The organism is Castellaniella sp. S9, assembly GCF_027257175.1.
Taxonomy (GTDB): domain Bacteria; phylum Pseudomonadota; class Gammaproteobacteria; order Burkholderiales; family Burkholderiaceae_B; genus Castellaniella.
In genome coordinates, this window is the sequence record NZ_JAPFGD010000016.1 from 1 (window position 1) to 12,478 (window position 12,478).

11 protein-coding genes and 4 pseudogenes are annotated in these 12,478 nt (G+C 52.8%); 12 read left to right on the plus strand and 3 right to left on the minus strand.

Going from position 1 to position 12,478, the window contains the following annotated elements; translation table 11 throughout:
- From OOZ48_RS18190 to OOZ48_RS18245, 12 genes and pseudogenes are all read left to right on the plus strand, one after another.
- Positions 1-197, plus strand: a pseudogene (locus OOZ48_RS18190) (hypothetical protein); the annotation flags it as partial.
- Between the two features lie 369 nt (positions 198-566).
- Positions 567-803: pseudogene (locus OOZ48_RS18195) on the plus strand (integrase core domain-containing protein).
- Positions 804-854: 51 nt separating this feature from the next.
- Positions 855-981: pseudogene (locus OOZ48_RS18200) on the plus strand (IS3 family transposase); the annotation flags it as partial.
- Between the two features lie 99 nt (positions 982-1,080).
- Positions 1,081-3,015, plus strand: a complete 1,935-nt coding sequence (locus tag OOZ48_RS18205; protein ID WP_269500239.1) for an O-antigen polymerase — start codon at positions 1,081-1,083, stop codon at positions 3,013-3,015.
- A gap of 261 nt (positions 3,016-3,276) precedes the next feature.
- The gene (locus OOZ48_RS18210) at positions 3,277-4,719 is read left to right on the plus strand and encodes a hypothetical protein (RefSeq protein WP_269500240.1); all 1,443 of its coding nucleotides are present in this window, start codon (positions 3,277-3,279) and stop codon (positions 4,717-4,719) included.
- Positions 4,673-5,926 carry a glycosyltransferase gene (locus OOZ48_RS18215; protein ID WP_269500241.1) on the plus strand — a complete coding sequence of 418 codons (1,254 nt, stop codon included), beginning with the start codon at positions 4,673-4,675 and terminating at the stop codon, positions 5,924-5,926. Before OOZ48_RS18210 ends, OOZ48_RS18215 begins: the two co-directional genes overlap by 47 nt.
- A 57-nt stretch (positions 5,927-5,983) precedes the next feature.
- Entirely contained in the window at positions 5,984-7,243 is a 1,260-nt protein-coding gene (locus OOZ48_RS18220) for a glycosyltransferase family 4 protein (RefSeq protein ID WP_269500242.1), read from the plus strand.
- Positions 7,244-7,316: 73 nt separating this feature from the next.
- Entirely contained in the window at positions 7,317-7,910 is a 594-nt protein-coding gene (locus tag OOZ48_RS18225) for a sugar transferase (RefSeq protein WP_269500243.1), read from the plus strand.
- On the plus strand, positions 7,907-8,530 hold the full coding sequence (locus OOZ48_RS18230; protein ID WP_269500244.1) for an acetyltransferase: 624 nt from the start codon (positions 7,907-7,909) through the stop codon (positions 8,528-8,530). The genes OOZ48_RS18225 and OOZ48_RS18230 overlap by 4 nt, the downstream gene beginning before the upstream one ends.
- A 30-nt stretch (positions 8,531-8,560) precedes the next feature.
- Positions 8,561-9,745, plus strand: a complete 1,185-nt coding sequence (locus OOZ48_RS18235; RefSeq protein ID WP_269500245.1) for a DegT/DnrJ/EryC1/StrS family aminotransferase — start codon at positions 8,561-8,563, stop codon at positions 9,743-9,745.
- 9 nt (positions 9,746-9,754) lie between these two features.
- Positions 9,755-11,575 (plus strand): polysaccharide biosynthesis protein, encoded by a 1,821-nt coding sequence (locus tag OOZ48_RS18240; protein ID WP_269500246.1) that lies wholly within the window; start codon positions 9,755-9,757, stop codon positions 11,573-11,575.
- Positions 11,576-11,606: 31 nt separating this feature from the next.
- A pseudogene (locus OOZ48_RS18245) lies at positions 11,607-11,690 on the plus strand (YqaE/Pmp3 family membrane protein); the annotation flags it as partial.
- A 50-nt stretch (positions 11,691-11,740) separates the two neighbouring features.
- Here OOZ48_RS18245 and OOZ48_RS18250 read toward each other — a convergent pair.
- From OOZ48_RS18250 to OOZ48_RS18260, 3 genes are all read right to left on the minus strand, one after another.
- Positions 11,741-12,028, minus strand: coding sequence for a type II toxin-antitoxin system RelE/ParE family toxin (locus tag OOZ48_RS18250; protein ID WP_269500247.1), 288 nt, complete (start codon positions 12,026-12,028; stop codon positions 11,741-11,743).
- Entirely contained in the window at positions 12,021-12,263 is a 243-nt protein-coding gene (locus tag OOZ48_RS18255) for a type II toxin-antitoxin system ParD family antitoxin (RefSeq protein WP_269500248.1), read from the minus strand. The genes OOZ48_RS18250 and OOZ48_RS18255 overlap by 8 nt, the downstream gene beginning before the upstream one ends.
- 115 nt (positions 12,264-12,378) lie before the next feature.
- Positions 12,379-12,478, minus strand: a 100-nt coding sequence (locus OOZ48_RS18260) for an IS3 family transposase (RefSeq protein ID WP_269500237.1), incomplete at its 5' end; no start/stop codon positions are given.

A 12,478-nucleotide genomic window follows, 5' to 3' on the forward strand; every position in this document is an offset into this window, starting at 1 on the left:
CGATTGGCCACATGAAATCGGACGGAAAGCTGGACAGAAACTGGCTCAAGGGTCGGCTCGGCGACGCCATCCATGCCATTCTGTGTGGCGCCGGCCACAACATTCGCCTGCTGCTGCGCCGGCTGCGGCTTTTTTACGCCTTGATGCTGGTGTGGTTGACGGGCGGACTGAATGAAAAACATCGAATGGCGGCGTGAGCACCGCCTTCCATTGACGAAAAAGCTGAATTATTCAGCTCCGACTATTAATTTTTTGACATCGGGAGCCTCGGGTAATCCTCCCATGAAAAGCGGTGAGATCAGAAGTAGAATTTTCTCATTGAGGAGTTCTACAACATGAAGAAGTCACGATTCACAGACAGTCAAATCCTGGACGCGGTGTTTGTCAACGGAGATGTCCGGTAATCATGTGGCACGTCTTATGGTTTCGGGTGACTTCTGTTGCAGCTTTTCCGGGTTGAGCCAGACCGTATCGATGCGGGCCCAGTTGCGCACTGCGCGGCTGCCCACGGACTGCTTCGGTCGGACAATGGGCTCGTTTTTACGAGCCGCAGCTACACGGCGCTGGTGCGCAGCTATGGCCTACGCCGGGAGTTCATTGCGCCGCATTGCCCGCAACAGAACGGTATGGTTGAGCGGGTTATCCGGACGCTGAAAGAGCAATGTGCTCACCGGCATCGCTTTTAATCACTGCAGAACGCCAGCCGCGTCATTGGCGACTGGATCCGTTTTTACAATCACCGACGCCCGCATCAGACATTGCATATGAAAACTCCGGCCGAGGCCTTCGCATTAGCCGCTTGACCTGTGCAGGTTCCGCTGGATCATTACAGCATTGACGTGCCGATGATGTGACGGATGAAGGAGCTGGAGATCGAGAACGGCCGCCTGCGCAAAATGTGCGTTGAGGAGAAACTCAAGGCAGAGCTGCCCGCGGAGGCGCTCGAAAAAAGTGGTGAAGCCATCTCGCCGCCGCGAGATCCACCACCTCACAGCCTAATTAATTCGAAGAGCTAACATCTCGAATTACATTAAAACCCCAAGGCCTCATCAAATCAGATGTGGACGGAAGAAAATTTTGATGTTGTCACTAAGAATATATCTAATCCTAGTTTTCATGCTCGCGGCTATGTGCACGAGCCCTCTTGCTTCAGGTGAAGCTATTCTAGATGATAAGCCTTGGGATCCGGAGGCTCTCCATGATGCCCTAAATGCTAATTTGATTATGAATGGAGATTTTCTCTTGGGAAGCGAGCCCCTTCGAGGAATCTCACGACGCTTTGCAAATGACAAGGGAGAACAACCGTGCTGGGATAGGCTAGATGGCCAAACTAACTTCACGATGATCAAGCACAAGGGGTTAGAGCCGGTTGGTGATATATATGCATGGTATCAAGTATCAACCGTTCGGTATTTCCCGACGGGGAAAGAGGACCCGTATGATGTCAACCTAATTGGAAGGTTCCCTGATGCAGATAAGTTGGCTTTGTACGCGATGATATGTGAGGAAACCTGTAGGTATAAAAATATAGAGCTCTCCAAGTATTCGAAAGGATTTAAAGGGTCTTTGGACGCACCAAAATCAGGCGAATATATTCAACGGTTCGTGCTAGGAATGGGAGGAAGTGATTGGTCTATAGAAGGATTACATGTCTTCCAGCGCGGATTATATAAAAGAAAATTTGTGGAGGGACGAGATCGTCTTTCCCTGGGGCTGTGCGAAGATATAAAAAATCACATGCAGGGGGAACAAAAGTGGATTGACCACATAAAAATAATCTTGGCTAATTTAATATTCATTGGGATAATAATATTCTTTGCCTTTCGAAGAGATTATTCATACGCAATTATAACTACCTGTCTGTATGTCACTAGCGGGCTTGGATTGTTTGGGTTATATGTTGGAGCAAGTGATGTAAGGCTCAGTCAAGGGGTTACGGACAGAAGAATTATATCTCTGCTAGTAAATACAACGATCACGTTCATAACATTCTTGTCTTTAGGATATTACTGCATTCACAGAATAAAAAATAAAGTTAACGTGAAATTGGAAGGTTTGGTGGTTCCACCAAGCATACCGGTTGTCGGATACAGCGTCCTGTTGGCAGTTGTGATGTCTAACACTCTAATGGATGCAATTTCTTATTATGTTAGTTCGAATGCTATAGGGAAAGAAGGTGCGTTATACATTTCCTACCTAAGAGAAGGAATCAGTCAAGATACTATGGGACTCAAGAGCCATTATTTTAGGCTCATATTTATAGTATTTCCAATAATACTGTCATTATACTTAGTAAAAACATTGTCCGCGCAGCGGAGGTGGTTCTGGCCCCTGCTTATAACAACTTGCACAAGTCTTCTCTTGATTCTAAACGGAGAGAAGGCGCCTCTCGTGTGGTACATCGTAACTATATTATTTGTTTTTCTGGCGGATCACGGACGCCTTAGGGTGATGGCATTTGTTATGGCCATAATCTTAGGATCACTGTTTATGCTCTATGTGCCTATCGACAAGATTAATCTAATGGCTGATCGTGCTATATATGGTGGCTTGACGGTGGCATATAAAGCGCTGGAGCTATTCCCCAATGAGATCGATTATCTGCATGGAAAAAGCATCTCGCTTTTTGGGTATAGTCTGGCTTCGCCTTACTTCAATTTAGACCTTCTATTATGGCGAAATATCTTTCCGGAATCATACTATTCAGGCGTATCTGGAACTTCGACAGGACCAGTTTGGGTGCAAGGGTATGTTAACTACGGATGGTTGGGAATACCTATGGTTTCATTCATATGTGGCGGGATAATGGCAGCATATTGCATAATTGCCAAGTCTATCGCCCCTAAAGCCGTATCGTACGCAATACTGGGATGGCTGATATTTCACTATTCGGGAGCTTCGGAGAGCAATGCATCGAGGTATATCGCCGACTTTTATGCTGTTTCCGTATTTATCGCTGTTGGCATTTATTTATTTCTTTCGGCATTTAAGAGACGTATTGCGAGAAAGGTCTGAGAGGGTTTCTTGTTTTCTTGAGCGGTTCATACTGGCAAGTGCTGAGAAGCATCTTTTGATTTGTATGTATGGCGCTCACCGGAGCTAGATTTCCAAGCGACACAGCTGTGGGCGAGAAGTTGATGATCTAGTTTCGAAGAATATGTGGCTACTATCTCAAGAATAGCCAGGCGGCTGAAGGTTATTAAGCCTATATGCAAAGGTGTGTACCGAGTATGAGCACAACATTCTATCCCGTATATTTCTTATTAGGAGGCATAGATGTATGAGGGTTCCGTGGACCGCAAGCAGTTTGTTCTAGGAAATCATTCAGCTATTAACAGAATTCCATTTCAGGATCGCTTTGTCATTAAACGGCTGGATAGCCAAGTAAGCATAGCCTACTGCCCCGATTTGACAGTGGTCACGGAGCAAAATGAATGTGAAGAACCTGTATTGCTTATAGGGACTGTGGTTGAGGCTAGTAAAGAAAAACCTAGTCCTCGAGATGCTATCTATAAGTTAAATGAGCACTCCATAAATGAATTAACCGCCACCTGGACTGGCCATTGGATAATTGTATACAGGGGTATGCTATATCGGGACTGTTGTGGCCTTTTCCCTATATATATGCCGAGAGCGCCGTCGATTCATAAGGCCGGGGAGTTAATAGTATCGAATAGCCCGAAGCCGTTAGTCGATTTTTATGGTCTAGAAAAATCATCCTCTGAGGCTAGGAAGTTCGTGCCATTTCCTATGCCGCCTGCATGCCACACGTCGGCGCTGAGACTATTAATGGTAGGGGAAATACTTGATTTGAGAAATGGTACTAGGTGCATACCTGATCGACCTGTATTCCAGACCTATGATGTTATGGCAGAAGAGGTGCGTGAGAGGGTTGCATCCTATCTAATAACAGCCGTCGGGAATTTGGGGAAGGTTACGCCACAGGGTATATCCTGTGCCCTTAGCGGTGGCTATGACTCTAGGCTCAATTTTGCTTCTGCGGTAACTGCAGGTATAGATTTTGAATCCTTTACCTTTGTAAAACCATATCTATATATAACCGAGGCGGATAGGTTACTACCGCCGAAGATTGCAAGCGTGGTGGGAAGGCCTCATCATATGATCAAGGGGGATAAAAAGAATGATGTCCGTGCTGAAGCATATCTAGAGCATGCGGGCGCTCCGGTTACCACGTTTCCCGGTAGTGGCTATGATCATTATGTTAATGGATATTGGAATCAAGTCGGACTTGGCAGAACCATATTGGACGGACAGTGCTACGAGTTGGCAGTTAATTATCACAAGAATAAATTCCCATTGAATTTCGAGTTGAATCATTTAAGAGATTTTGGATTCGGGTTGGGTGAGGATGATTATAACGACCTAGAATCACATTGGAAATTACAGATGCAAGGGGCTTCGGGCTTAGAGCGGAGAGATATGATATTTTGGAGCGGAAATATCAATGGTGTCTACGCAAAGATGACTCAAGAGCATGATTTATTTGTAGACCTATTTTATCCGGCTTGTAATCGAATGCAATTTGAACTGTTGCTTTCAATTCCATTTGGACCCAGACAGGATTGTTTATTTCAATCCACAATAACAAAGTTTATAAACCCAGATTTCGATCGACTTCCTTACAATACAAAAGAGCCCTTTGGAAAGAGGGTTGTCAAAAGAATCAGAAACGAACTTTTTAAGTTTGCTAATATCTAACGCTATGAAGAAAGTAGTTGGCGGAAAATCTATCGATCTAAGTGGATCTGTAAATATCCACATTTATCCATCTAACCTAAGAAATGAATCTAGAATACTTAAGATAGTAAGAACGCTACAGTGCGCCAAGATATTTGATACCATCGTTGTTTTGGGAAAATGGGACCCTGATGTCGAACCCATAACCTTCTTAGGGGGGAATGCTTATCTTCATAGAATATCGCCACTGTTTTCTAATAAAAAGGGAATCATCTTTAGAGCTGTTAAAGTGATTATCTGGCATATTCGAGTGCTATCGGCATATGGCGGAAATCGAAAGGTGGTGTGCATTAATTGCCATAGCTTACCCGTTTTGCCTCTGTGCGTAATTTTGAAACTTCTATCTGGCGGAAAACTCATCTATGATACTCACGAGTTAGAGACAGAAGTTATAAAGTCTCAGGGCGTTGTTAGGGTGGTTTATAAGGCCCTAGAAAGGCTTTTTATAAGATATTGCGATAAGGTTAGTGTGGTTAATCAAGAGATATCTAGTTGGTATGAAAATGAGTATGACATACCGGCACCCGTGGTTGTGGAGAACATGCCAGTTTCTCCCGGGACGGTAGAGATTCCACGCAGTACGGTATTAAGGGACTACGTGGGTATTAAGGATGATGACGTCCTCTTTATATACCAAGGGCTGCTCTCTAAGGGGCGTGGTATAGAAAAGCTAATCGCAGTATTTTCTGGGTTTCAGGCCAGGATGCATCTGATCTTTCTTGGTTACGGTCCAATGGAGCAGGTGGTTCGTAATGCTGCTGATAAGTATCCCTGCATTCACTTCCACCCTGCTGTTTCTCCGGAGCTATTGTCAGAATATACTGCCTCAGCGGATGTGGGCATTGCGTTAATAGAGAATCTATGTATGAGCTACTACTTATGCTTGCCAAACAAACTTTATGAGTATGTGATGTGTGGAATACCGGTAATAGCTAGCGATTTTCCGGTAATGAGTAGGGTGATAAAGAATCTACGCTGCGGCTGGCTGGCTGAGCCAGATGAGAGCTCTCTAAGGGCCCTGATCCAGGCGCTTTCGATTGAAGATATAAAGATCATGTCTCGCCATGCCAAGGAGGCTCGAGGGAAGCTCGGCTGGCATCTGCAAGAGGGAGGGCTAATGGCTATTTATGAGTCGTGCGGCTTTCACCCCATAACGGAAGTAAAGTGATTGTCGTGACCTTTATTTTTCTGTTTTTCTTGAACATTATGTTGCCCTCCAGCTGATATGAGTTCTTATTCTACAGTTTCTCCCACAAGTGATAAGGTGGTTTGGATATTTAATCACTATGCAGAGACTCCGCACGGATCCGGGGGGGGGAGGCATTATAATTTAGCTAAGGAGCTAAAAAAGCACGGTTGGCGTGCAACGATCGTGTCAGCGAGTACCGTTCATCCAAAAGGTACTCAGCGATTCGCCTTTCGTGGCGCCTCATGCCAAACTAACGAGGATGGTATCGAATTTGTTTGGGTAAAGGTTCCTGATTATCATGGAAGCGAGATGCGTCGAGCATTCAATATGATAGTATATTTTTTCCAAGCTCTTCGCGTTATGCTGTGGAGGTCAACTGAGAGGCCTAATGTCGTTATCGGATCTAGTGTTCATCCATTGGCCGCGCTGGCGGCGCTGATTGTTGCGAGGAAGTGGCGCGTTCCTTTTGTTTTTGAGGTTAGGGATTTGTGGCCGCAGACCTTAATTGATATGGGGAAGATATCATCTGGCGGGTTTATGGCGAGAGCGATGCGAGGCTTAGAGCGTATATTGTACGGTTCGGCGGAACGTATTATTACGCTTCTTCCAAAGGCGAATTGTTATATAGAGGAATTTGGGGTTCCTAAAGAGAAAATTATTTGGATCCCTAATGGTGCTAATTTGGAGGAATGGGAGGTAGAGAAAAGTCCAGGCTCTTCGGATTCTTTTAATGTAGTGTATTTTGGCTCTCACGGAGCCGCAAACGGGTTGGATACGCTGCTTGACGCGATCGAAATTATCAAGAATAAAGGCTATGGTAACAGGATTTTCTTTCGGTTAATTGGTGATGGCCCGTTGAAGCCGCATTTGCGCGCGAAGGCGCAGCAACTCGATCTTCAGAACATTTTTTTTTATGATCAAGTTACTCGGGATGAAGTTCCTAGCCTTGCCGCAGAGGCGGATGCCTTTATCATTTGCGTAAATAACTTACCTGGACTTTATCGATTTGGTGTAAGTATGAATAAGATTTTCGAGTATATGGCTGCTGGAAGGCCAATTGTTATTGCAAGCGCCGCTGCTAACAACCCTGTGGCAGAGGCTGGTGCAGGTATTACTGTTGCGCCTGGGGTGCCAGAGGATCTCGCGCAGGGAATTCTTAGCATGGCGGCCCTCCCCGAGGAAACGCGCATTGAGATGGGTAATGCCGGAAGGCGAGAAGTTCAAAATAAGTATTCTTTTCAAAAACTGGGGAATGACTTGTGTGGCATATTAAATTATTTAACTGATCGGCCGTGATTTATTTTTATACTGTGTGAATAAACCTTATGTTGTAGGTCGATCGGCTTATATGCATATATAGAATCATGACATGAAACGATTGCTCGATCTGGTCGGCGCGAGTATTGGCTTGCTGATGATTTTACCAGTTTGGTGCCTGGTTTCCCTCTGGATATTTCACCGCTTAGGCTCCCCGATCCTGTTCCGACAGATGCGCCCGGGCTTGCAGGGTAAGCCCTTTCAAATGGTCAAATTCCGTACGTTGCGCGATGCTGTTGGGTCGGACGGACAACCCTTGCCCGATGCCGAACGCATGACCTCGCTGGGTCGTGTTCTTCGCGCTACCAGTCTCGATGAATTGCCCGAGCTTTGGAACGTCCTGAAAGGCGACATGAGCCTCGTGGGCCCTCGCCCCCTATTGATGGAGTATCTGCCGCTTTATTCGCCCGAGCAGGCACGCCGCCATGAGGTCCGGCCTGGCATCACCGGATGGGCACAGGTTAATGGCCGTAATGCGATTTCCTGGGAGGAAAAGTTCGCCTTGGATGTTTGGTACGTGGACAACCACAACCTATGGCTGGATATGAAAATCCTGTATATGACGTTGCGCAAGGTGCTGGTCCGTGATGGAATCAGCGCCGAGGGCGAGGCGACGATGCCAAAATTCAAGGGGGACAAGGAATGAAGCGACTGGCCATTCTAGGCGCCAGCGGCCACGGCAAGGTCGTCGCCGAATCCGCCTTGCGCGCAGGCTGGGATAGCGTCGATTTTTACGATGACGCCTGGCCGGGCAAGCGCCGTATTGGCAAATGGGTCATTTCCGGCGATACCGAGGCCCTGCTGAAGGATCCGGGCGGCTTTGATGGCGCCGTGGTGGCCATCGGCAGCAACGCGATCCGGATGCGCAAGATCTGGCAATTGCAGGCGGCCGGGATCGAGCTGGCGACGATCGTGCATCCGGCCGCCACGATCAGCGATTCGGCGCGCCTGGGTGCGGGCACGGTGGTCATGGCGGGGGTGGTGGTCAATGCCGATGCGGTCGTCGGCGCGGGCGCCATCCTCAATACCTTGTGCAGCGTCGATCATGATTGCGTGCTGGGCGATGGCGTCCATATCAGCCCCGGCGCGCACCTGGCGGGCGACGTCCGGGTGGGCGAGCAGTCCTGGGTGGGGATCGGGTCCTCGATTCGGCAGGGAATCACGGTGGGCCGTCTGGTGACGATCGGGGCGGGGGCCGCAGTAGTCTGCGATATCGCGGATAATCTGACGGTGGCGGGCGTGCCCGCCAAGGATCTCATCCGTTGATGACAACCGAATAGAAACTAGAAGACGACCGTGCTGAATACCCCGTTTCCGCCTTGGCCCTCCTTTACCTCCGAGGAGGCCGACGCCGTTCGCGAGGTGATCCTGTCGAATCGCGTGAACTATTGGACCGGCCAGGAGTGCCGCGAGTTCGAGCGCGAGTTCGCCGCCTGGGCGGGCACCGCCCACGCGATTGCCTTGGCCAATGGCACGGTCGCCCTGGACCTGGCGCTGGCGGGCCTGGGGATCGGTCCCGGCGACGAGGTGATCGTCACGCCGCGCACGTTCCTTGCCTCGGTGTCCTGTGTGGTGAACGCCGGCGCCCGGCCGGTGTTCGCCGACGTCGACCCCGATTCCCAGAACCTCACGGCCGAGAGCATCCGCGCGGTATTGACGCCGCGCACGCGGGCGGTGATCTGCGTGCACCTGGCGGGCTGGCCCTGCGACATGGATCCCATCATGGACCTGGCCCGCGAACACGGTCTGTTCGTGATCGAGGATTGCGCCCAGGCCCATGGTGCGCGCTACAAAGGGCGGCCGGTGGGCTCGATCGGGCATGTGGGCGCCTGGTCTTTCTGCCAGGACAAGATCATGACCACGGGCGGCGAGGGCGGCATGGTGACCACCGACGACACGGATCTGTGGAAACGCATGTGGGCCTACAAGGATCATGGCAAGTCCTGGGACGCGGTCTACGAACGACAGCACCCGCCCGGCTATCGCTGGCTGCATGAATCGTTCGGCACCAATTGGCGCATGATCGAGGTGCAGGCGGTCATCGGACGCATCCAGTTGCGCCGCATGGACGGCTGGCATGCCGTGCGCCTGCGCCATGCGCGGCGGATCTGGGATGCGGCGCGTGCGCTGCCGGGCCTGCGGGTGCCCGAGGTGCCCGACGGCATCGAGCACGCCGCGTATAAATGTTATGTCTTCCTGCGGCCCGAGGCGCTGTCACCCGATTGGTCGCGCGAACGCATCCTGCGTGAAATGGCGGATCAGGGCGTGCCGGTGTATTCGGGATCCTGTTCCGAGGTCTATCTGGAAAAGGCCTTCGACGATACGGATTTGCGCCCCGCCCAGCGCCTGCCGGTCGCCCGTGAACTGGGCGACACCAGCCTGATGTTCCTGGTGCATCCGACTCTGGGCGACGAACATATCGACCGGACTTGCGAGGTGCTGGGCGCCGTCATGCGACGGGCCTGCGGCGTGACGGCCTGAGGGGGCGGCATGAATATCCGTTCGCTGCTGGTCTTCGCCTTCGACCTGCTGATGGTGGTGGTCGCCTGGGTGGCCAGTTTCCTGCTGCGTTTCAACCTGGATTGGCCCGGCGCCTTTCGGGACGAGATCATCTACGGGGCGCTGATCCTGCTGCCCGTGCAATTGCTGGCCTGTCGCTGGGCGGGCCTGTATCGGGGCATGTGGAGCTTTGCCAGCCTGCCCGACCTGCGCCGCCTGGTCAAGGCCGTGCTGGTGTCGCTGGTGGCGGTGCTGCTGCTGACCATGTATTCCAAGCCTTACTTGCTGATCCCGCGGTCCATGGCGGTCCTGTATCCGCTGCTCTTGCTGGTGCTGATGGGCGGGGCGCGAATCGTGGGACGGATGTGGAAAGAGCGCCAGCCGGGGGGCGGCGCCCGCGGCCAGGGCAAGCCCGTGGTCATCGTCGGCGCCGGGACGGCGGGCGCCATGCTGCTGCGGGAACTCGCCCGCAGCGCGGACTGGGCCGTGGTCGCCATGGTGGATGACGATCGCCACAAGCGCGGGTTGGAAATCCTCGGCTGTCGGGTCGAGGGCAGCACCGACGACCTGCCCGCCGTGCTGCAGCGCCACGCGGCGCGCCACGTGATCCTGGCCATGCCTTCGGCGCCCGCCGAGTCCCTGCAGCGCGTCACGCGCCTGGCCACCGACGCCGGCGCGGCGCTGTTCACGATACCCGGCCTGGCCGAATTGATGAGCGGCCGGGTCGCCATCAATATGATGCGGCCGGTGCGGATCGAGGACCTGCTGGGTCGCGAGTCCGTGCGCATCGACAGCGCCAACGTTCAGGCGATGTTGGCCGGCAAGCGGATCCTGGTGACCGGCGCGGGGGGATCGATCGGCAGCGAACTGTGCCGCCAATTGGCGCGTTTCGAGCCCGCCTGCGTCGTGCTGCTGGAGGCCAGCGAATTCGCCCTCTACATGATCGAGCAGTGGTTCGGCGAGCACCGCCCCGAGGTGCCCATCGTGCGCCTGGCGGGCGACGTCAAGGACGAGGCCCGCATGGCGCAGGTGTTTGCCCAGCACCGCCCCCAGGTGGTGTTTCACGCGGCGGCCTACAAGCACGTGCCCCTGATGGAGGTGGGCAACGCCTGGCAGGCGGTGCGCAACAATGTCCTGGGCACCCTGGTGGCGGCGCGCGCGGCGCGCGATGCGGGCGCGGAACGCTTCGTCCTGATCTCGACCGACAAGGCGGTCAATCCGACCAACGTGATGGGCGCCACCAAGCGCATGGCCGAGATGGTCTGCGAGGTCATGCAGAACGGCGAGGGCACCACGCGTTTCCACATCGTGCGCTTTGGTAACGTGTTGGGCAGCACCGGCAGCGTCATCCCCAAGTTCCAGTCCCAGATCGCGCACGGCGGCCCGGTCACCGTCACCCATCCCGAGATCAACCGCTATTTCATGTCCATCCCCGAGGCGGCCCAGCTGGTGCTGCAGGCGGCGGCCATGGGCAAGGGCGGCGAAATCTTCGTCCTCGACATGGGCGAGCCCGTCCGGATCGTGGACCTGGCGCGCAACATGATCCGCCTGTCGGGTTTCACCGAGGACGAGATCCATATCCAGTTCACCGGCCTGCGGCCGGGGGAAAAGCTGTACGAGGAACTGCTGGCGGATGCCGAGGAAACCCTGCCGACGCCCCACGAAAAACTGCGCATCGCGCGGCCGCGTGCCGTGCCCGAGGGCCTGTACGAGGACGTGCAGGCCTGGGTGCGGTCTGAGGCGCCGCTGGACGACGACGTGGTGCGGGCGGGACTGAAGCGCTGGGTGCCGGAGTACGAGCCCAGGGGGTGAGCGCTTTTTGGTGACCGAGCGGCGTCATCGTCCAGCGGCGATCTGGGCCGTTTACGCGCTCAGCCAGTACAACACTGACAAGAAGATCGAAAAAGCGATGGGCGGCGGTGCCTGACGGGCCGATCGCGTTCAAGACCGCGCGGATCATTTGTTGCCGGTTATCGGCTACAAATGCCGCTCCACATCTTGGCGTTGATGCAAGATGCGGATCACATCCAAGCAGTCGGCATACATTAGGAAATAGATGACATGCGAGCCGCATAGGTATTTTTGGAAGTCTGGCAATACGGAGGGGCGGCCCTGCTTGAGGCCTGCGGCGAGCTCTTCAAATGCTTTGACAAAGTTGCGGTGATAGGTATCGGCTTGTTCCATCGACCAGCATTTGGCTGTATATAGCCAGATTTCCTCAAGGTCGGCTTCGGCCAGCGGTGACACCCGATAGGACTTAGCCATGCTTCGCGTGCATCCGACTCAGGAACGCTGCGCTATCGAACGGACGCGGGTCGCCAGACTCAAGGCCCGCATTCAGTGCTTCTTGCAAAGCGCGTACTTTGGTTTCGTGCTCTTCCAGCAACCGTAACCCCGCCCGGATGACATCGCTGGCGCTGCCATAGCGACCGCCCTGTACCTGGGTATCAATGAAGCTGGTGAAGTGCTCACCAAGGGCGACAGATGTATTTCGTTTCATAGTGCCATCTCCTGTTCAGGTACCAATATATACCAAATAATGGTAATTACGCAGAAAACTGTTGGTGCCAATGTAATACTGACCCAACGGGGGTGCGGACGTTTTCTTGGACGGTTTAAACGGAGATCAACCCCAGCGCCTGACGATACTCCACGGGGCTACGTCCGCCAAGTGAGACCTTGATGCGACGTTCGTTGTACCAGCGGATGTAGGCG